Here is a 20,784-nt window from a genome sequence, read left to right on the forward strand (position 1 = left end):
GCCCCCGTTGACGGCCCCGCCGCCGATTAGACGCAGCTAGTAGACTTGTCAGGTCTGTCCGCCAATTGATGATCAAGGCAGGAAATGGCATCCACCAACGACCTCAAGAACGGCCTGGTACTCAACCTCGACGGGGAGTTGTGGTCCGTCGTCGAGTTCCAGCACGTCAAGCCCGGTAAGGGTGGGGCGTTCGTCCGCACGACGCTGAAGAACGTGCTGTCCGGCAAGGTCGTCGACAAGACCTTCAACGCGGGCACCAAGGTCGAGACCGCCACCGTCGACAAGCGCACCATGCAGTACCTGTACGCCGACGGTGAGGACTACGTCTTCATGGATCTGGAGACGTTCGACCAGATCACCGTTCCCGGCGGCACCGTCGGCGAGGCCGCCAACTACCTCCTCCCCGAGGCCGAGGCGACCGTCGCCACCCACGAGGGGGTGCCGCTCTACATCGAGCTGCCCACCAGCGTGGTGCTCCAGGTCACCTACACCGAGCCGGGTCTGCAGGGCGACCGGTCGACCGGCGGCAACAAGCCGGCCACCGTCGAGACCGGCGCGACCGTGCAGGTGCCGCTGTTCATCACCACCGACGAGAAGATCAAGGTCGACACCCGCGACGGCCGTTACCTCGGCCGAGCCTGATGGCCGAGGGCGCCAAGCAGCAGATGCCGGCGCGCCGCAAGGCGCGCAAGCGGGCGCTGGACGTGCTCTTCGAGGCCGACCTGCGGGACCGGCCCCCGGTCGAGGTGCTCGCCGGCTACGTCGAGCGGATCGAGAAGCCGCGTCCGGAGCACCTGGACTACGCGATCGGTCTGGTCGAGGGGGTCGCCGGGCATCTCGACCGGATCGACGAGGTGATCGCCAGCTACGCCGAGGGCTGGACTCTCGACCGGATGCCGGCGGTCGACCGCAACCTGGCCCGGATCGCCGTCTACGAGCTGCTCTACGTCGACGAGATCGACGACGCGGTGGCGATCAGCGAGGCGGTGGAGCTGGCCCGGCAGATGTCCACCGACGATTCGCCGCGTTTCCTCAACGGCATCCTCGGCCGGATCGCCGAGTACGCCACCCGCTGAGCGTGGTCGCCCGTGCCCTGCGTGGCGTGGGCGGGACCGCACGCTGTGACGAGAAGGGCCCGTGCCGGACGGCACGGGCCCTTCTCGTTGCGTGACCGCGGATCAGGAGGCGAAGAACGCCCGCGGGTCGGCGACCAGCACACCGTGCTCGGTGAGCCGTTCGATCAGACCGGACGGCGAGGCGTCGTAGACGATCGCCAGGGCGCGCAGGTCGTCGGCGCGGATGGAGAGCACCCGGCCGTTGTAGTCGCCACGCTGCTGCTGGATGGCACGGGCGTAGCGGGCGACGTAGGCGAGGTCCTCGGAGGCCTCGTCGTACAGCCGCTCCAGGTCGAGGACGATCTTGCTGGTGGGCTCGTGCCGTACCCCGCTGCCGTCGGGCAACAGCTCCGAGACGGGAACGCGGTAGAAGTCGGCCAGCTCCGCCAGTCGGGACACGGTGACGGCCCGGTCGCCGCGCTCGTACGAGCCGACCACCACCGCCTTCCAGCGTCCGTTCGACTTCTCCTCCACCCCCTGCAGGGACAGGCCCTGCTGCTGGCGGATGGAGCGCAGGCGGGCGCCCAGCGACTTGGCGTATTCAGAGGGCATTCGGACACTCCCAGTGCTGTGCTTGGGGTTCTCCCCGCGATCGCTACGGAGCGTGACGGTACGGGGATTGCGACACGTGGTCAAGTGCTCGTGACATTCCCATCGGAGATAGCGGGTGAGTTGTCCGCATTTCACCGTCCTGATCCGGGGATCAGTGGGTCGCGGCGAACGGCCAGGTGACCGCTGGTAACGTGGCCGCCAGCCCCGGTCGGGCCCCACGACCCGACCGGACACCCCCGACATCCTTTAACGACCCGTCCCGTGAGGCGGGGAAGGAGGTCCGCCGTGGCCTGCCCACCGGCTGCCCACCCGTCGCCCGAGCGGCAACCCTCGGTGAAGGTGATCCTCGCCAGCGCCGACGTCCAGCGCGTCGTCGACCGGATCGCCCACCAGATCCTGGAGAAGACCCAGGGCGCCGCCGACACCGTGCTGCTGGGCATCCCCACCCGGGGCGCCCCGCTGGCCCGGCGGCTCGCCGCCCGGATCAGCACCTTCGAGGACGTCGACGTCCCCGTCGGGGTGCTCGACATCACCCTCTACCGCGACGACCTGCGCCGGCACGCCACCCGCGCGGTCGGCCCGACCCAGCTGCCCCCCGGCGGCATCGACGGCAAGCGGGTCGTCCTCGTCGACGACGTGCTCTTCTCCGGCCGGACCGTCCGGGCCGCCCTCGACGCCCTCAACGACGTCGGCCGGCCCGCCTCGGTGCAGCTCGCCGTGCTGGTCGACCGGGGCCACCGGGAGCTGCCGATCCGCGCCGACTACGTCGGCAAGAACATCCCGACCGCGCTCGCCGAGAGCGTCAAGGTCACCCTCGTCGAGACCGACGGCGCCGACGAGGTCCGGCTCTGCGGGGGGACCCGGTGAACGCGCCGCGACGGCGTCCCGCAGGCGCGAACGAGAGGCGGCCCCGCTCATGATCAGACACCTGCTCTCCGGTGGTGACCTGGACGCCGGCACCGCCACCGAGATCCTCGACACCGCCGCCGAGATGGCCACCGTCGCCGGCCGGGAGGTCAAGAAGCTGCCGGCGCTGCGCGGCCGGACGGTGGTGAACCTCTTCTACGAGGACTCCACCCGGACCCGGATCTCGTTCGAGGCCGCCGCCAAGCGGCTCAGCGCCGACGTGATCAACTTTTCCGCCAAGGGTTCCAGCGTCACCAAGGGCGAGAGCCTGAAGGACACCGCGCTGACCCTGCAGGCGATGGGGGCCGACGCGGTGGTCGTCCGGCACCCCGCCTCCGGGGCACCGCACCGGCTGGCCAACTGGGTGGACGGCTCGGTGGTCAACGCCGGTGACGGCACCCACGAGCACCCGACCCAGGCGCTGCTCGACGCGTACACCATGCGGGCCCGGCTGGGCCGGCTCGCCGGCCTGCACGTGGCGATCGTCGGCGACGTGCTGCACTCCCGGGTGGCCCGCTCCAACGTGCTGCTGCTGAGCACTCTCGGCGCCAAGGTCACCCTGGTCGGCCCGCCGACGCTGATCCCGGTCGACTGGGCCGCCCGCGCGGGCGTCGGGTCCGTGGCGACCGACGCCGACCCCGGCACCGACGTCTGCTACGACCTCGACGCGGTGCTGCCCGGGGTGGACGTGGTGATGATGCTGCGGGTGCAGCGGGAACGGATGAACGACTCCTACTTCCCCTCGGCCCGCGAGTACGCCCGCCGCTACGGGCTGGACGGCCCGCGCCTGCGCCGGCTGCCCGAACACGCGATCGTCATGCACCCCGGGCCGATGAACCGGGGGATGGAGATCACTCCCGAGGTCGCCGACTCGCCCCGCTCCACCATCGTCGAACAGGTCGCCAACGGGGTCTCCGTGCGGATGGCCGTGCTCTACCTGCTGCTCGGAGGGAACAACCGGTGACCGCGTACCTGATCAAGAACGTGAGCGTCGTCGGCGGCGCGCCGACCGACCTGCTGATCCGCGACGGCGTCGTGGCCGAGACCGGTCCGGGCCTGGACGCGCCGGACGCCGCCGTCGTCGACGGCACCGGCCTGGTCGCCCTGCCCGGCCTGGTCGACCTGCACACCCACCTGCGCGAACCCGGCCGGGAGGACGCCGAGACCGTGGAGTCCGGCTCCCGGGCGGCGGCGCTCGGCGGCTACACCGCGGTCTGCGCGATGGCGAACACCTCGCCGGTCGCCGACACCGCCGGCGTGGTCGAGCAGGTGTGGCGGCTCGGCCGGCAGGCCGGTCTGGTCGACGTGCAGCCGATCGGCGCGGTCACCGTCGGCCTGGCCGGCGAGCGGCTCGCCGAACTGGGCGCGATGGCCGACTCGCCGGCCCGGGTACGGATCTTCTCCGACGACGGGCACTGCGTCGCCGACCCGAAGCTGATGCGCCGGGCCCTGGAGTACGTCAAGGCGTTCGACGGGATCATCGCCCAGCACGCCGAGGAGCCCCGGCTCACCGAGGGCGCGCAGATGCACGAGGGCGAGGTCTCCACCCGGCTCGGGCTGACCGGCTGGCCGGCCGTCGCCGAGGAGGCGATCATCGCCCGGGACGTGCTGCTCGCCGAGCACGTCGGCAGCCGGCTACACGTCTGCCACGTCTCCACCGCCGGCAGCGTCGAGGTGCTGCGCCAGGCCAAGGCGCGCGGGGTACGGGTCACCGCCGAGGTCACCCCGCACCACCTGCTGCTCACCGACGAGGTGGTGGCCGGGCGCGGCGCGCTGGCCAGCCCCGCGCTCGGGGCCGACTGGAGCCCGACGGCCAGCTACGACCCGGTGTTCAAGGTCAACCCGCCGCTGCGCACCGGCACCGACGTCGCCGCGCTGCGCGCCGCGCTCGCCGAGGGTGTCATCGACGTCGTCGCCACCGACCACGCCCCGCACGCCGTGGAGGACAAGGAGTGCGAGTGGGCGTACGCCAGGCCGGGCATGCTCGGCCTGGAGACGGCGCTGTCCATCGCCCTCGACGTGCTCGGCCCCCGGTGGGACCTGATCGCCGACCGGATGTCGCGGACCCCGGCCCGGATCGCCGGCCTCGACGACCACGGCCTCGACCCGGCGCCCGGGGTGCCGGCGAACCTGACCCTGGTCGACCCGGCCGCCCGCCGGGTGGTCGAGCCCGCGGAGCTGGCCAGCCGCAGTCGCAACACCCCGTACGCCCGCATGACGCTGCCGGGTCGCATCGTGGCGACCTTCCTGCGCGGCGAGCCGACGGTCCTGGACGGAAAGGCTGTCAAGTGATTCGAGCGAGGAACGTAGCGAAGCGGAGTCCCGCAGTCCGGATCGGGGGTGGGCGCGTGATTCGAGCGAGGAACGTAGCGAAGCGGAGTCCCGCAGTCCGGATCGGAGGGCAGGCCCGGTGATTCGAGCGATGAACAAGCGTAGGTCCGCGATCCTCGTGCTGGAGGACGGGCGCACCTTCCACGGTGAGTCGTACGGCAGTGTCGGGGAGACCTTCGGCGAGGCGGTCTTCAACACCGGCATGACCGGCTACCAGGAGACCCTGACCGACCCGTCCTACCACCGGCAGGTGGTGGTGCAGACCGCCCCGCACATCGGCAACACCGGGGTCAACGGCGAGGACGACGAGTCCGACCGGATCTGGGTAGCCGGGTACGTGGTCCGTGACCCGGCCCGGATCGGCTCCAACTGGCGGGCCACCGGCGGGCTGGAGGACCGGCTCGGCGTGGAGGGCGTGGTGGGCATCGCCGGGGTGGACACCCGGGCGCTCACCCGGCACCTGCGGGAGCGGGGCGCGATGCGGGTCGGCATCTCCAGCGTGGAGGACGATCCGCGTGCCCTGCTGGAGCGGGTCCGGCAGTCCCCGCAGATGGTCGGCGCGGACCTGTCCGCCGAGGTGAGCACCGCCGCGCCGTACGTGGTCGAGGCGGAGGGCGAGCACCGGTACACCGTCGCCGCGCTGGACCTGGGCATCAAGCGCAACGTGCCGCGGCGGCTGGCCGCCCGGGGGGTCACCACCCACGTGCTGCCCGCCGGCTCCACCATCGACGACCTGCTGGCCACCGGCGCGGACGCGGTCTTCTTCTCGCCCGGCCCGGGTGACCCGGCCACCGCCGACGGGCCGGTGGCGCTGGCCCGGGAGGTGCTGAGCCGGCGGATCCCGCTGTTCGGCATCTGCTTCGGCAGCCAGATCCTCGGCCGGGCGCTCGGCTTCGGCACCTACAAGCTCGGCTACGGCCACCGGGGCATCAACCAGCCGGTGCTCGACCGGGCCACCGGCAAGGTCGAGGTGACCAGCCACAACCACGGCTTCGCGGTGGCCTGGCCGGGCCACGGCGACGGGCCGGCCGGTGCGGTCGTCCCCGACCAGGTCATCGACACCGAGTTCGGTGGCGTGCGGGTGTCGCACGTCTGCCTCAACGACAACGTCGTCGAGGGGCTGCGGGCCGTGGACGTGCCCGCCTTCACCGTCCAGTACCACCCGGAGGCGGCAGCCGGCCCGCACGACGCCGACTACCTCTTCGACCGCTTCGCCGAGCTGATCGAGGGCCGTGGCCCGGACGGGCAGCCCGGCGCGGGCCGGAACCACAGCGAGGGGCGCACGAATGCCTAAGCGCGACGATCTCAAGCACATCCTGGTGATCGGCTCCGGGCCGATCGTGATCGGACAGGCCTGCGAGTTCGACTACTCCGGCACCCAGGCCTGCCGGGTGCTGCGCAGCGAGGGGATCCGGGTCAGCCTGGTCAACTCCAACCCGGCGACCATCATGACCGACCCGGAGTTCGCCGACGCCACCTACGTCGAGCCGATCACCCCGGAGTTCGTCGAGCTGGTCATCGCCAAGGAGCGGCCCGACGCCCTGCTGCCCACCCTGGGCGGGCAGACCGCGTTGAACACGGCGGTCGCCCTGCACGCGGCCGGGGTGCTCGACAAGTACGGCGTCGAGTTGATCGGCGCGAACATCGAGGCGATCAACCGGGGCGAGGACCGCCAACTGTTCAAGGAGATCGTCGCCAAGGCCGGCGTCCGGCTGGGGCTGCCCGACCCGGACGCGCTGGTGCCCCGCTCGAGGGTCTGCCACTCGATGGACGAGGTCCGCGAGACGGTCGCCGAGCTGGGCCTGCCGGTGGTGATCCGGCCGTCGTTCACCATGGGTGGCCTGGGGTCGGGCATGGCGCACACCGACGAGGACCTGGACCGTATCGCCGGGGCGGGGCTGGCCGCCAGCCCGGTGCACGAGGTGCTCATCGAGGAGAGCGTGCTCGGCTGGAAGGAGTACGAACTCGAACTGATGCGCGACCGGCACGACAACGTGGTGGTGGTCTGCTCGATCGAGAACGTCGACCCGATGGGCGTGCACACCGGCGACAGCGTGACCGTCGCCCCGGCGATGACGCTCACCGACCGGGAGTACCAGAACCTGCGTGACCTGGGCATCGCGGTGCTGCGCGAGGTCGGGGTGGACACCGGCGGCTGCAACATCCAGTTCGCGGTGAACCCGGCCGACGGCCGGATCGTGGTGATCGAGATGAACCCCCGGGTGTCCCGGTCGTCGGCGCTGGCGTCGAAGGCCACCGGCTTCCCGATCGCCAAGATCGCCGCGAAGCTGGCCATCGGCTACACCCTCGACGAGATCCCCAACGACATCACGTTGAAGACGCCCGCCGCGTTCGAGCCGACGCTGGACTACGTGGTGGTGAAGATCCCCCGGTTCGCGTTCGAGAAGTTCCCGGGCGCGGACCCGGAGCTGACCACCACGATGAAGTCGGTGGGCGAGGCGATGAGCCTGGGCCGGAACTTCACCGAGGCGCTCAACAAGGCGATGCGGTCGATGGAAACCAAGTCGTCGGGTTTCTGGACCACCCCGGACCCGCAGGGGGCCACCCGGGAGAACACCCTCGCCGCGCTGGGGATGCCGCACGACGGCCGGCTCTACACCGTGGAGCGGGCGCTGCGGCTGGGCGCGTCGGTCGCCGAGGTCTCGGCGGCCTCCGGCGGGATCGACCCGTGGTTCCTCGACCAGATCGCCGGTCTGGTCGAGCTGCGGGCCGAGATCGTGGCCGCCCCGGTGCTCGACGGCGGGCTGTTGCGCCGGGCCAAGCGGGCCGGGCTGTCCGACCGGCAGCTCGCCGCGCTGCGCCCGGAGCTGGCCGCCGAGGACGGGGTGCGCACCCTGCGGCACCGGCTCGACGTGCGGCCGGTCTACAAGACGGTGGACACCTGCGCCGCCGAGTTCGCGGCGGCCACCCCGTACCACTACTCCACGTACGACGAGGAGACCGAGGTCGCCGCGTCGGACCGGCCCAAGGTGCTGATCCTGGGCTCCGGGCCGAACCGGATCGGCCAGGGCATCGAGTTCGACTACTCCTGCGTGCACGCCGTCCAGGCGCTGCGGGCCGCCCCGCGCGGCACGGCGGGTGCCGTGGCGGCGGACGCGGCCGGTTCCGTCGGCTACGAGACCGTGATGGTCAACTGCAACCCGGAGACCGTCTCCACCGACTACGACACCGCCGACCGGCTCTACTTCGAGCCGCTGACCTTCGAGGACGTGCTGGAGGTCTGGCACGCCGAGGACTCGTCCGGCCGGGCGGCCGGCGGCCCCGGCGTGGTCGGGGTGATCGTGCAGCTCGGCGGGCAGACCCCGCTGGGGCTGGCGCAGCGGCTCAAGGACGCCGGGGTGCCGGTGGTGGGCACCTCCCCGGAGTCGATCCACCTGGCCGAGGAGCGCGGCGCGTTCGGGGCGCTGCTGGCCCGCGCCGACCTGCGTGCCCCGGCGCACGGCACGGCCACCTCGTACGACGAGGCGAAGGCGATCGCCGACGAGATCGGCTACCCGGTGCTGGTCCGCCCGTCGTACGTGCTCGGCGGGCGGGGCATGGAGATCGTCTACGACGACGCCACGCTGCGCGACTACATCGGGCGGGCCACCGACATCTCCCCGGACCACCCGGTGCTGGTCGACCGGTTCCTCGACGACGCCATCGAGATCGACGTCGACGCGCTCTGCGACGCCGACGGCGAGGTCTACCTCGGTGGGGTGATGGAGCACATCGAGGAGGCCGGCATCCACTCCGGCGACTCGTCGTGCGCGCTGCCGCCGATCACGCTGGCCGGCTCGCACCTGAGCGAGGTGCGCCGCTACACCGAGGCGATCGCCCGGGGCGTGGGGGTGCGTGGGCTGCTCAACGTCCAGTACGCCCTCAAGGACGACATGCTCTACGTGCTGGAGGCGAACCCGCGGGCGTCCCGGACGGTCCCGTTCGTCTCGAAGGCCACCGCCGTGCCGCTGGCCAAGGCGGCGGCCCGGATCGCGCTCGGCGCGACCATCGCCGAGCTGCGCGCCGAGGGGCTGCTTCCGGCGACCGGCGACGGCGGGGTGCTGCGGCCGGACGCCCCGATCGCGGTGAAGGAGGCGGTGCTGCCGTTCAAGCGGTTCCGCACCCCGGCCGGCAAGGGCGTCGATTCGCTGCTCGGCCCGGAGATGAAGTCCACCGGCGAGGTGATGGGCATCGACACCAGTTTCGGGCACGCGTTCGCCAAGAGCCAGTCCGCCGCGTACGGTTCGCTGCCGACCACCGGCAGGATCTTCGTCTCGGTGGCCAACCGGGACAAGCGGGCCATGATCTTCCCGATCAAGCGGCTGGCCGACCTGGGCTTCGAGATCGTCGCCACCGCCGGCACCGCCGAGCTGCTGAGCCGGCATGGTATCGCCTGTGAGCAGATCCGCAAGCACTACCAGAGCGGCGAGGGCGCGGACGCGGTGTCGATGATCCTCGCCGGTGACGTGGCGCTGGTGGTGAACACCCCGCAGGGGTCGGGCGCGAGCGCCCGCTCGGACGGCTACGAGATCCGCAGCGCCGCCGTCACGGCCGACATCCCGTGCATCACCACCGTGCCGGGGGTGGCGGCGGCGGTGATGGGCATCGAGGCCCGCATCCGGGGCGACATGCGGGTGCGCCCCCTGCAGGAGCTGCACGCCGCCCTCCGGGCCGCCCGGTGACCCCCGCCCCCCGCACCCCGCTCGCCCCGCTCGTTTCGGTGATCACGAGGTTCCGGTCACCGGACGGCGGGTGCGGTGACGCCACCCTCGTGATCACCGACGAGGGCGTCGGCCGGGAGGGAACATGATGTTCGAACGGGGTGTCCGGCGGGCGCTGTTCCGGATCGGCGGCGGCGACGCGGAGACGGCGCACGAGTGGACGCTGCGCCGGTTGGCGACCCTGTCCCGGCGGCCGGCGGCGCTGGCGCTGCTGCGGGCCCGCAACCTGCACCGGGCCCCCCGGACGGTGTTCGGGGTGGAGTTCCCCAACCCGGTGGGCCTGGCGGCGGGGATGGACAAGAACGGGGTGGCCCTGCCGGCCTGGCCGGCGCTGGGGTTCGGCTTCGTCGAGGTGGGCACGGTCACCGCGCACGCCCAGCCGGGCAACCCCCGGCCCCGGCTGTTCCGGCTGCCCGACAGCTCGGCCGTGATCAACCGGATGGGCTTCAACAACGCCGGGGCGCAGGCCCTGGCCGACCGGCTGGCCGCCGCGCCCCGCCCGCTGGGGGTGCCGCTGGGCATCTCGCTGGGCAAGTCCAAGGTGACCCCGCTGGAGGAGGCGGTCGAGGACTACCTCACCTCGTACCGGGCGTTGCGCGGGTACGGCGACTACTTCGCGGTCAACGTCTCCTCGCCGAACACCCCGGGGCTGCGCTCGTTGCAGGACAGGGCGCACCTGGACGCCCTGCTCACCGCCCTGGTGGGGGAGAAGCCGGTGCTGGTGAAGATCGCCCCGGACCTCACCGAGCCGGCCGTGGCGGAGCTGCTGGAGGTGTGCCTGGCCCGGGGCGCGGCCGGGGTGATCGCCACCAACACCACGCTGGCCCGCGACGGTCTCGCCGCCGCCGACCGGGACCGTGGCGCGCAGGCCGGTGGCCTGTCCGGCCGTCCGCTGACCGGGCGGGCCCGGGAGATGGTCGCGTTCGTGCACCGGGAGACCGGGGGCCGGCTCCCGGTGATCGGGGTCGGCGGCATCCTCGACCCGGACGACGCGGCCCGGATGTTCGACGCGGGGGCCAGCCTGGTCCAGCTCTACACCGGGTTCATCTACCGGGGTCCGGCCCTGGTGCGGGCCGCCGCCCGGGTTCCGGCGGGTGACCGGGCGGTGAGCGGCCGGTGAGCCGGCGGGCGCGTCCGGGGTTCCGGTCGTGCCCGCCAGGAGCGCCCGTCCGCCCCGACGCCACCACCGACGAGGGTACGGAGGAGCACGCGTGACGCCCGAGGAGATCCTGACCGTCGACCGGGCCCGCGTCTGGCACCCGTACGCGGCGCTGCCGCCGGCCCACCCGCCGTACGTGGTGCACAGCGCGCAGGGTGTCCGGCTGCGGTTGGCCGACGGCCGGGAACTGGTCGACGGGATGTCGTCGTGGTGGGCGGCGATCCACGGGTACCGGCATCCGGTGCTGGACGCGGCCGTCACCGACCAGCTCGGCCGGATGAGTCACGTGATGTTCGGCGGGCTCACCCACGAGCCGGCGGTCCGGTTGGCCGAGACGCTTGTCGAGTTGGCTCCGGACGGCCTGGAACACGTCTTCCTGGCCGACTCGGGTTCGGTGTCGGTCGAGGTGGCGATCAAGATGTGCCTGCAGTACCAGCGGGCCACCGGCCGGCCGCGGCGTCGCCGGCTGGGCACCTGGCGGGGTGGCTACCACGGCGACACGTTCCACCCGATGAGCGTCTGCGACCCGGAGGGCGGCATGCACCACCTCTGGGGTGACGTGCTGCCCCGGCAGGTCTTCGCGCCGGTGCCGCCCGGTGGCTTCGCCGACCCGCCCGACCCGGCGTACGTGACGGCGTTGACCGACGCGGTCGCCCGGCACGCCGACGAGTTGGCGGCGGTGATCGTCGAGCCGGTGGTGCAGGGGGCCGGCGGGATGCGGTTCCACCATCCCGGGTACCTGCGGGTGCTGCGCGAGGTGACCCGGGCGCACGGGGTGCTGCTGATCTTCGACGAGATCGCCACCGGGTTCGGCCGGACCGGGTCGATGTTCGCCGCCGGGCACGCCGGGGTGACCCCGGACGTGCTCTGTGTGGGCAAGGCGCTCACCGGCGGCTACCTCACCCTGGCGGCGGCGTTGTGCACGCCGGAGGTGGCCCGGGGCATCTCCGCCGACGGGGTGCTGGCCCACGGGCCGACGTTCATGGGCAACCCGTTGGCCTGTGCCGTCGCCAACGCCTCCCTGGGGCTGCTGCGGGCCGGCGACTGGGCGGCCGGGGTGGCGCGGGTGGGTGCGGGGCTACGGGCCGGTCTGGAGCCGTTGCGGGGCGCGCCGGGGGTGGCGGACGTCCGGGTGCTCGGCGCGATCGGTGTGGTGCAGCTGGACCACGAGGTGGACCTGGCGGCGGCGACGGCCGCCGCGGTGGGGCGGGGCGTGTGGCTGCGTCCCTTCCGGAACCTGGTGTACACGATGCCGCCGTACGTGACCGGGGACGACGACGTGGCCCGGGTCGCGGCCGGGATCGCCGCCGCCGTGGCGGCCGGCTGAGCACCGGGGGCGCAACCGGGGCGGCGACCGTCGCCCCGCAGCAGGGGAGCACGAGACGAGAGGGAGCAACGGATGGAGACCTTCGGAACCCGCCTGCACCGGGCGGTGGCCGAGCGCGGGCCGCTCTGTGTGGGCATCGACCCGCATCCGGGTCTGCTGGCCCGCTGGGGCCTTGAGGACGACGTCGACGGTCTGGAACGGTTCGTCCGGACCGTCGCGGAAGCGCTCGGTGACCGGGTTGCGGTGTTCAAGCCTCAGTCGGCCTTCTTCGAGCGATTCGGGAGCCGCGGGGTGGCGATTCTTGAGTCAACTATCCGACAGTTACGTGATGTTGGCGCGCTCGTTCTTCTCGACGCCAAGCGTGGCGACATCGGTTCGACGGTCGCCGCGTACGCCTCCGCGTACCTTGATCCATCCAGCCCGATGTATGTCGACGCGCTCACGGCGAGCCCCTACCTGGGAGTAGGTTCACTGGCCCCGATGTTCGACACGGCCGCTGCGCACGGTGGCGGGGTCTTCGTGTTAGCGCTCACCTCGAACCCCGAGGGGGCGGAGGTGCAGCGTGCCGTCACCTCAGGTGGACGTACCGTCGCACAGCTTGTTATCGATGAGATTTCCCAGCTCAACAGGGGTGCCGAGCCGCTGGGAAGCTTCGGATTGGTGGTCGGCGCGACCATCGGCGCCACCGGTCACGACCTGTCGCGGGTCAATGGCCCACTGCTCGCTCCGGGCCTCGGCGCGCAGGGTGCGACGGCCGCCGATCTACCCACCGTGTTCGGTCCGAGCCTGTCCGCAGTGTTGCCGTCGTACTCCCGGGAGGTGCTCAACGCGGGTCCGGACGCCGACGCGTTGCGGGCCGCCGCGGCCCGGGTGGCGGCCGACTGCCGGCGCATTCTGGCTTCCGGACACTGACTGACGGCTCGGTCACTTTACGTTGATCATCGCGCGTCCACGTTGCCGAAAACTCCGTCGAACGCTAGTTTTCCCCGCGCTGGGAACCACGGACCCCTTTGGTTGCCAGCGACACCACGTTTCACAGAGCGGCGGTGCGTTCCGCCCGTCGCGATAGGGACCTGAGGAGAACTGGTGCCGCTCCCGTCACTGACCCCCGAGCAGCGCGCTGCCGCGCTGGAAAAGGCCGCGGAGATCCGCAAGGCCCGTGCTGAGCTGAAGGAGCAGCTCAAGCAGGGCAAGACCACCCTGGCCGCCGTCCTTGCGCGAGCCGAGTCCGACGACGTCGTCGGCAAGCTCAAGGTGTCGGCCGTGCTGCAGGCGATGCCGGGTATCGGCAAGATCCGGGCCACCCAGATCATGGAGAAGCTCAAGATCGCCGACAGCCGCCGCCTGCGTGGCCTGGGCGAGCAGCAGCGCAAGGCGCTGCTTGGAGAGTTCGCCGCCAACTGACCGCCGCAGCAGGTACAAACAAGCGGTGAGCACGGATGAGGAGGCGTGCCCGGCGGCACGGCTCACCGTCCTGACCGGACCTTCGGGTGCCGGCCGGGGCGGTGTGGTCGAGGCGGTCCGGGCGCGTTCTCCCGCCGTGTGGGTGCCGGTCCCGGTGACCACCCGGGCACCTCGCACCGGCGAGTCCGACGGCGTCGACCGGCTCTTCCGGGAGCCGGCCGAGTTCGACCGGATGATCGCCGCGGGCGAGCTGCTGGAGTGGTCCCGGGCCGGGCCGTACCGCCGGGGCACGCCGCGCGCCCCGCTGACCGAGTGCCTGACGCGGGGCCGGCCGGTGCTGCTGCCGCTGGACCCGCCCGGGGCGCTGGTCGTCCGCGCGGCCCTGCCGCAGAGCAGGCTGGTGCTGCTGCTGCCGCCGGGACACCGTCCGGACCCGGCCCTGGCGGCCCTCGCCGCGCGCGCCGTCCACCACGACCACACCGAGCGCGCCGCCGCTGAGCTGGTAGGCTTGCTCGGTTCGTCCTAATCTGGCTCCCGTCCGACCGCAGAACCGTGGTCGGGCGACCGGCCGCCCCGAGCGGCCGAGCGACCAGCCACTTCAGAGGCAGAGGTATTTCGTGGGATCCATCGCCAACCCCGAGGGCATCACCAACCCGCCGATCGACGAGCTGCTCGAGAAGACCACCTCGAAGTACGCGCTGGTGATCTTCGCCGCCAAGCGGGCGCGTCAGGTCAACGCCTACTACAGCCAGCTCGGCGAGGGCCTGCTCGAGTACGTCGGCCCGCTCGTGGAGACCACCCCGCAGGAGAAGCCGCTCTCCATCGCCATGCGCGAGATCAACGCGGGCCTGCTCACCGCCGAGCCGACCGACCAGCCGTAACCCCCGTACCCCCGATGTCCGCCGAGATCGTGCTCGGAGTCGGCGGTGGCATCGCCGCCTACAAGGCGTGCGAGCTGCTGCGGCTGTTCACGGAGTCGGGCCACCGGGTCCGGGTCGTGCCGACCGCGTCGGCGCTCCGCTTCGTCGGGGCGCCGACCTGGGCGGCGCTGTCCGGCCAGCCGGTCGCCGACGACGTCTGGTCCGCGGTGCACGAGGTGCCCCACGTGCGGCTCGGCCAGCAGGCCGACCTGGTGGTCGTCGCGCCGGCCACGGCGGATCTGCTCGCCCGGGCCGCCCACGGCCTCGCCGACGACCTGCTCACCAACACCCTGCTCACCGCCCGCTGTCCGGTGGTGCTCGCCCCGGCGATGCACACCGAGATGTGGGAGCACCCTGCCACCGTCGCGAACGTGGCCACCCTGCGCTCCCGGGGGGTACGGGTGATCGAGCCCGCCGTCGGCCGGCTCACCGGCGCCGACAGCGGCAAGGGTCGGCTACCCGACCCGGCCGAGATCTTCGCCGTCGCCCGCCGGACCCTCGCCCGGGGCGTCGACGCCCCCGCCGATCTGGCCGGCCGGCACCTGGTGGTCACCGCCGGCGGCACCCGCGAACCCCTCGATCCGGTCCGTTTCCTCGGCAACCGGTCCTCCGGCAAGCAGGGCTACGCGTTCGCCCGGTCCGCCGTCGCCCGGGGCGCCCGGGTCACGCTGATCGCCGCCAACGTCTCGCTGCCCGACCCCGCCGGGGTCGACCTGGTCCGGGTGGGCACCACCGAGGAACTGCGCACCGCGACCCTGGCCGCCGCCGCCGACGCCGACGCGGTGGTGATGGCGGCGGCACCGTCGGACTTCCGGCCGGCGACCTACGCGACCGGAAAGATCAAGAAGTCGGACGACGGCAGCGCGCCGACCATCGCGCTGGTCACCAACCCGGACATCGCCGCCGAGCTGGGCCGTCGCCGTCGACCGGAGCAGGTGCTGGTGGTGTTCGCCGCCGAGACCGGCGACGCCGAGGCCAACGGCCGGGCCAAACTCGCCCGCAAACGCGCCGACCTCGTCGTCGTCAACGAGGTCGGCGTCGACAAGGTCTTCGGCGCCGAAACCAACGCGGCCACCGTCATCGGCGTCGACGGCAGCGTGCACCGCCTGCCCGAGCAGGCCAAGGAGGATCTGGCCGACCGGGTCTGGGACCTCGTACGCGACCGGTGGCCCGCCCGTTCCTGAACGGTGGATGCCGCCTCGCCCGGTCGTGAGCGGTACGCGAGGGTGACTAGACTGCTGCGGAACGATTATCTAAAGAGCTTAGGAGTGCCGTGACACGCCGCCTCTTCACGTCCGAATCGGTCACGGAAGGCCACCCGGACAAGATTGCCGACCAGATCAGTGACGGGATCCTCGACGCCCTGCTGACCCAGGACCCGCACAGTCGGGTGGCGGTCGAGACCCTGATCACCACCGGTCAGGTCCACGTCGCCGGCGAGGTGACCACCAAGGCGTACGCCGACATCCCGACCATCGTCCGCGAGACGATCCTCGGCATCGGTTACGACTCGTCGAAGAAGGGCTTCGACGGCGCTTCCTGCGGCGTCAGCGTCTCCATCGGCGCGCAGTCGCCGGACATCGCCCAGGGTGTGGACAACGCCTTCGAGTTGCGGACGGGTGCGTCGGAGAGCGCGTTGGACGCGCAGGGTGCCGGCGATCAGGGCATGATGTTCGGTTTCGCCTGCTCCGAGACGCCCGAGCTGATGCCGCTGCCGATCGCGCTCGCCCACCGGCTGGCCCAGCGGCTGTCCGCCGTGCGCAAGGACGGCACGATCCCGTACCTGCGGCCTGACGGCAAGACCCAGGTCACCATCGAGTACGAGGGGCTGCGCCCGGTACGGCTGAACACCGTCGTGGTGTCCAGCCAGCACGCCGCCGACATCTCGCTGGACTCGCTGCTGACCCCGGACGTGCGGGACCACGTCATCGCCCCGGAGCTGGAGAGCCTGGGCCTGGACACCGACGACTACCGGCTCTTGGTCAACCCGACCGGCCGGTTCGAGATCGGTGGCCCGATGGGTGACGCCGGCCTGACCGGCCGGAAGATCATCGTCGACACCTACGGCGGGTACGCCCGGCACGGTGGCGGCGCGTTCTCCGGCAAGGACCCGTCGAAGGTGGACCGCTCGGCGGCGTACGCGATGCGGTGGGTGGCGAAGAACGTGGTCGCCGCCGGCCTCGCCGAGCGCTGCGAGGCGCAGGTCGCGTACGCGATCGGCAAGGCCCACCCGGTCAGCCTCTTCATCGAGACCTTCGGCACCGAGAACGTGCCGGTGGAGCGGATCGAGCGGGCCGTCGGTGAGGTCTTCGACCTGCGTCCGGCCGCGATCATCCGGGACCTCGACCTGCTGCGTCCGATCTACCGGCAGACGGCGGCCTACGGCCACTTCGGCCGGGAGCTGCCGGAGCTGACCTGGGAGAACACCGACCGGGCCGCCGACCTGAAGTCGGTAGCGGGCGCCTGACCGGCACCACGCCCAGCGACCGGCGACCCGCTGACGGGTCGCCGGTCGCTCGGGTTTGCGTCGACGTCGCGCTGCCGCACCTCGACCGTCCCTTCGACTACCTGGTCCCCGCCGGGCTGGCCGACGACGCGGTCCCCGGGGTGCGGGTCAAGGTCCGCTTCGCCGGTCAGCTGGTCGACGGGTGGCTGCTGGAGCGGGTGGACAGCTCCGCGCACGACGGCCGGCTGGCCTACCTGGAGAAGGTGGTCTCACCGGAGCCGGTGCTGGCCCCCGAGGTGGCCCGGCTGGCCCGCGCGGTCGCCGACCGGTACGCCGGCAACCTCGCCGACGTGCTCCGGCTGGCCGTCCCGCCCCGGCACGCCCGGGTCGAGAAGGAACCCCGGGCCGACCCCGCGCGGGTCGACCCCGTCCGTGCCGGCACCGACCCGGGCGACGACGGGCCGACCCCGCCCGGCCCCGCCCCGCGTGACGCGGCCGGGGTCGACCCGCGTGGCTGGCGGGACTATCCCGCCGGCCCGGCGTTCCTGACGGCGCTCGCCGACGGGCGGGCCCCCCGCGCGGTCTGGTCGGCGCTGGCCGGGGAGGACTGGGCGGCCCGCTACGCCGACGCGGTCGCCGCGACCCTCGCCGGGGGGCGGGGCGCGGTCGTGGTGGTCGCCGACGCCCGGGACCTCGACCGTCTCGACGCGGCGCTGACCGCCCTGCTCGGCCCCGGGCGGCACGTGACCCTCTCCGCCGCGCTCGGCCCCGCCCGCCGGTACCGGGCCTTCCTGGCCGCCCGGCGGGGCGACGTGCCGGTGGTGATCGGCACCCGGGCCGCCATGTTCGCCCCGGTCGACCGGCTCGGCCTGGTGGCGATCTGGGACGACGGGGACGACCTGCACGCCGAGCCCCGGGCCCCCTACCCGCACGCGCGGGAGGTGCTGCTCACCCGGGCCCGGCTCGCCGACGCCGCCGCGCTGGTCGGCGGCTGGACCCGGACCGCCGAGGGGCAGCTGCTGGTGGAGACCGGCTGGGCCCGGGAGGTGGTGGCGGACCGGTCGACCCTGCGGGCGCGTACCCCGGCCATCGCCCCGACCGGGGACGATCCGCAACTGGCCCGCGATCCGGGCGCGGCGACGGCCCGGCTGCCCAGCCTGGCCTGGACCACCGCCCGGGACACCCTGCGCGCGGACGCGCCGGTGCTGGTCCAGGTGCCCCGCCGGGGTTACCTGCCCTCGGTCTCCTGCGCGGACTGCCGGACCCCGGCCCGCTGCCCGCACTGCGCGGGCCCGTTGGCGCTGCGTGCCGCCGACGCCCCGCCGGCCTGCCGCTGGTGTGGCCGGGTCACCGCCGCGTACGCCTGCCCGCAGTGCGGCGGGCGACGGCTGCGGGCGGCCGTCACCGGGGCCCGCCGGACCGCCGAGGAGTTGGGTCGGGCGTTCCCCGGGGTGCCGGTGCGCACCTCGGGTCGCGACGAGGTGCTCACCGCCGTGCCGGGCGGTGCGGCGCTGGTCATCGCCACCCCGGGGGCCGAGCCGGTGGCCGACGGGGGGTACGGCGCGGTCCTGCTGCTGGACTCCTGGGCGCTGCTCACCCGGGCCGACCTGCGCGCCGGCGAGGAGGCGCTACGGCGGTGGCTGTCCGCTGCGGCGCTGGCCCGTCCCGCCCCGGCCGGCGGGAAGGTGGTGGTGGTCGCCGACGGGGCGCTGGCCCCGGTGCAGGCGCTGCTGCGCTGGGACCCGGGCTGGTTCGCCGCGCGGGAGCTGGCCGAGCGGCGCGAGCTGGGCTTCCCGCCGGCGGTGAAGATGGCCAGCGTCACCGGGGGAGCGGCGGCGGTGGCCGACCTGCTGGCGCAGGCCGAGCTGCCGGAGGGGGCGGAGGTGCTCGGCCCGGTCCCTGCCGACGAGGACCGGGAGCGGATGCTGGTCCGGGTGCCCCGGTCCCGGGCCGCCGCGCTGGCCGGGGCGCTGCACACCGCCGCCGGGGTCCGCAGCGCCAGGCGGTCTGCCGAACCGGTCCGTCTCCAGGTCGACCCGCTCGCCCTGTTCTGAGTCGTCGCTCAGTTCCGTCGGGGGTCCGGCCAGCCCGCCGTCGCACCCCGGGTCCGCCGGCCGGCGGGCGTACGCGTGATAGCATCGCCCCTCATGCCCGGGCGCACGAATGGCGCGACGAAGGCGGGAACGCGTCGGGTCGACGCCAAATCGATGATCTCAATCAGCCGGTGAGCAGGGGTGGACCAGTCGTGACCGTTCGTCAGTCGATCGTCTTCAACGGTGACCTCGGCAGCGGCAAGAGCACCGTCTCCGTCGAGATCGCCAAGCGGCTGGGCCTGCGCCGGGTCAGCGTCGGTGACCTCTACCGGCAGATGGCCCAGGAACGCCAGATGACCGCCCTCCAGCTCAACCTGCACGCCGAGCTGGACCAGGCCGTCGACGGCTACGTCGACCAGCTCCAGCGCGACATCGCCGCCTCCGGCGAGTCACTGGTGATGGACTCCCGGCTGGCCTGGCACTTCTTCACCCACGCGCTCAAGGTGCACATGATCACCGAGCCGGCCGAGGCGGCCCGGCGGGTGCTGCTGCGCCCCTCCGGGCCGGCCGAGAGCTACACCTCGCTGGCCGAGGCGGAGGCCAGGCTGCGCGAACGCAGCGACAGCGAGCGTAACCGGTTCATCCTCCGCTACGGCGTCGACAAGGCCCGGCTGCGCAACTACGACCTGGTCTGCGACACCACCCGGGCCTCCGCCGAGGAGGTCATCACGCACATCATCGACGCGTACGAGGGCCGGCTCGCCGCCGACGTGCTGCGTGACGCCCCGCCGTTGCTGCTGCTGGACCCGGCCCGGGTCTACCCGACCGAGGACGTCGCCACCCTGCGCGGGCTCGACGGGTCCGGGCTCGTCGGGGAGCTGGCGGCGGCCGGCGACGAGGCCCTCGCCCCGCTGCGGATCGGCTTCACCGGCGAGTACTTCTTCGTCGTCGACGGTCACCGCCGGCTCAGCGCGGCCCTGCGCAACGGTTTCTCGCTGGTGCCCGCGCAGCTCGTCGCCGAGGTGGACGAGCCGGTGGTCGGGCAGACGAGCGCCGTCGACTACTTCGCCGCCCACGTGCGCCCCAGCCTCGTGCACGACTGGGAGGCCGCCCACGGCACCCGGCTCCCGCTGCCCGCGCACGCCCTGCTCGGCGGGGACGCCGTGCTGGCCGGCGAAGCGGGGGCCGGCGTCTGACCGGCCGTCCCACCCCGGTCACCACCCGTCGCGGTACGCCGGCCGGTGCCCCCGCCGTACTCCGTAGACTGGTACGGCACCACGCCGTCCAACGAAGGAGCCACCCCGCGTGACCGTCCAGCCCATCCGTCTGTTCGGGGACCCGGTGCTGCGCACGCCGGCCGATCCGGTCGTCGACTTCGACGTCGAGCTGCGTAGGCTCATCGCCGACCTCACCGACACGATGCGTGACCGCAGCGGTGCCGGGCTGGCCGCCCCCCAGCTCGGTGTGGGCCTGCGGGTCTTCACCTTCGAGGTGGACGACGTGCTCGGCCACCTGGTCAACCCGGTGCTGGAGTTCCCCGACGCCGAGGAGCAGGACGGCCCGGAGGGCTGTCTGTCCATCCCCGGGCTCTACTTCGACACCAAGCGCCGGCAGAACGTGATCGCCAAGGGTTTCAACGGCTACGGCGACCCGTTGCAGATCGTCGGCACCGGGCTGATGGCCCGCTGCGTCCAGCACGAGACCGACCACCTCGACGGGGTGCTCTTCCTCGACCGGCTGGACCCGGCCGGGCGCAAGGAGGCGATGAAGGCGATCCGGCAGGCCGACTGGTACGACGAGGCCGCCCCGCCGACGGTCAAGGTCAGCCCGCACGCCGCCGGCAACCCCTTCGGTCTGGGCCGGTGACCGC

At 72.9% G+C, this 20,784-nt stretch carries 18 protein-coding genes and 1 pseudogene; 18 read left to right on the plus strand and 1 reads right to left on the minus strand.

Annotated features, from left to right (window positions below):
- Nucleotides 1–84: 84 nt before the first annotated feature.
- Both efp and nusB read left to right on the plus strand, forming a co-directional pair.
- Nucleotides 85–642: an elongation factor P gene (gene efp, locus ACN261_RS19850; protein ID WP_088645221.1), complete on the plus strand. Its 558-nt coding sequence runs from the start codon at nt 85–87 to the stop codon at nt 640–642.
- 23 nt (nt 643–665) lie between these two features.
- Complete coding sequence (gene nusB, locus ACN261_RS19855) at nt 666–1,076, plus strand: transcription antitermination factor NusB (RefSeq protein WP_204927718.1); 411 nt, start codon at nt 666–668, stop codon at nt 1,074–1,076.
- Nucleotides 1,077–1,178: 102 nt separating this feature from the next.
- On the opposite strand, the gene ACN261_RS19860 is transcribed toward nusB, so the two are convergent.
- A complete protein-coding gene (locus ACN261_RS19860) occupies nt 1,179–1,667 on the minus strand; it encodes a transcriptional regulator BldD (protein ID WP_013285505.1) in 489 nt (162 codons plus the stop codon).
- A 285-nt stretch (nt 1,668–1,952) separates the two neighbouring features.
- On the opposite strand from ACN261_RS19860, the gene pyrR reads away from it, so the two are divergent.
- The 16 genes and pseudogenes from pyrR to def all read left to right on the plus strand — a co-directional run bounded on the left by pyrR (nt 1,953) and on the right by def (nt 20,780).
- Nucleotides 1,953–2,534 (plus strand): bifunctional pyr operon transcriptional regulator/uracil phosphoribosyltransferase PyrR, encoded by a 582-nt coding sequence (gene pyrR, locus ACN261_RS19865; RefSeq protein WP_088645219.1) that lies wholly within the window; start codon nt 1,953–1,955, stop codon nt 2,532–2,534.
- A gap of 49 nt (nt 2,535–2,583) precedes the next feature.
- Nucleotides 2,584–3,537: an aspartate carbamoyltransferase catalytic subunit gene (locus ACN261_RS19870; protein WP_204927588.1), complete on the plus strand. Its 954-nt coding sequence runs from the start codon at nt 2,584–2,586 to the stop codon at nt 3,535–3,537.
- Complete coding sequence (locus tag ACN261_RS19875) at nt 3,534–4,865, plus strand: dihydroorotase (protein ID WP_363655038.1); 1,332 nt, start codon at nt 3,534–3,536, stop codon at nt 4,863–4,865. Before ACN261_RS19870 ends, ACN261_RS19875 begins: the two co-directional genes overlap by 4 nt.
- Nucleotides 4,866–4,995: 130 nt before the next feature.
- Complete coding sequence (carA, locus tag ACN261_RS19880; RefSeq protein ID WP_421481223.1) at nt 4,996–6,198, plus strand: glutamine-hydrolyzing carbamoyl-phosphate synthase small subunit; 1,203 nt, start codon at nt 4,996–4,998, stop codon at nt 6,196–6,198.
- Entirely contained in the window at nt 6,191–9,586 is a 3,396-nt protein-coding gene (carB, locus tag ACN261_RS19885; protein ID WP_421481224.1) for a carbamoyl-phosphate synthase large subunit, read from the plus strand. The genes carA and carB overlap by 8 nt, the downstream gene beginning before the upstream one ends.
- Before the next feature lie 124 nt (nt 9,587–9,710).
- Nucleotides 9,711–10,745, plus strand: coding sequence for a quinone-dependent dihydroorotate dehydrogenase (locus ACN261_RS19890; RefSeq protein ID WP_421481225.1), 1,035 nt, complete (start codon nt 9,711–9,713; stop codon nt 10,743–10,745).
- Between the two features lie 91 nt (nt 10,746–10,836).
- Nucleotides 10,837–12,111 (plus strand): adenosylmethionine--8-amino-7-oxononanoate transaminase, encoded by a 1,275-nt coding sequence (locus ACN261_RS19895; RefSeq protein ID WP_425851506.1) that lies wholly within the window; start codon nt 10,837–10,839, stop codon nt 12,109–12,111.
- A 72-nt stretch (nt 12,112–12,183) separates the two neighbouring features.
- Nucleotides 12,184–13,023, plus strand: a complete 840-nt coding sequence (gene pyrF / locus ACN261_RS19900; protein ID WP_421481227.1) for an orotidine-5'-phosphate decarboxylase — start codon at nt 12,184–12,186, stop codon at nt 13,021–13,023.
- A 174-nt stretch (nt 13,024–13,197) separates the two neighbouring features.
- Complete coding sequence (gene mihF, locus ACN261_RS19905; RefSeq protein WP_067309448.1) at nt 13,198–13,515, plus strand: integration host factor, actinobacterial type; 318 nt, start codon at nt 13,198–13,200, stop codon at nt 13,513–13,515.
- 25 nt (nt 13,516–13,540) lie between these two features.
- A pseudogene (locus ACN261_RS19910) lies at nt 13,541–14,072 on the plus strand (guanylate kinase); the annotation flags it as partial.
- Between the two features lie 60 nt (nt 14,073–14,132).
- Nucleotides 14,133–14,396: a DNA-directed RNA polymerase subunit omega gene (gene rpoZ, locus ACN261_RS19915; RefSeq protein ID WP_007075826.1), complete on the plus strand. Its 264-nt coding sequence runs from the start codon at nt 14,133–14,135 to the stop codon at nt 14,394–14,396.
- Nucleotides 14,397–14,410: 14 nt separating this feature from the next.
- Nucleotides 14,411–15,619 (plus strand): bifunctional phosphopantothenoylcysteine decarboxylase/phosphopantothenate--cysteine ligase CoaBC, encoded by a 1,209-nt coding sequence (gene coaBC / locus ACN261_RS19920; RefSeq protein WP_421481228.1) that lies wholly within the window; start codon nt 14,411–14,413, stop codon nt 15,617–15,619.
- Nucleotides 15,620–15,708: 89 nt separating this feature from the next.
- Complete coding sequence (metK, locus tag ACN261_RS19925) at nt 15,709–16,902, plus strand: methionine adenosyltransferase (RefSeq protein ID WP_421408964.1); 1,194 nt, start codon at nt 15,709–15,711, stop codon at nt 16,900–16,902.
- Nucleotides 16,899–18,935 (plus strand): primosomal protein N', encoded by a 2,037-nt coding sequence (locus ACN261_RS19930; protein WP_425853629.1) that lies wholly within the window; start codon nt 16,899–16,901, stop codon nt 18,933–18,935. Before metK ends, ACN261_RS19930 begins: the two co-directional genes overlap by 4 nt.
- 191 nt (nt 18,936–19,126) lie before the next feature.
- On the plus strand, nt 19,127–20,110 hold the full coding sequence (locus ACN261_RS19935) for an AAA family ATPase (protein WP_421481229.1): 984 nt from the start codon (nt 19,127–19,129) through the stop codon (nt 20,108–20,110).
- A gap of 109 nt (nt 20,111–20,219) precedes the next feature.
- Complete coding sequence (def, locus tag ACN261_RS19940; RefSeq protein ID WP_204927577.1) at nt 20,220–20,780, plus strand: peptide deformylase; 561 nt, start codon at nt 20,220–20,222, stop codon at nt 20,778–20,780.
- The last annotated feature ends 4 nt before the right edge of the window (nt 20,781–20,784 follow it).

This window comes from Micromonospora sp. WMMD723, from assembly GCF_049863385.1.
Classification (GTDB): Bacteria; Actinomycetota; Actinomycetes; order Mycobacteriales; family Micromonosporaceae; genus Micromonospora; species Micromonospora wenchangensis.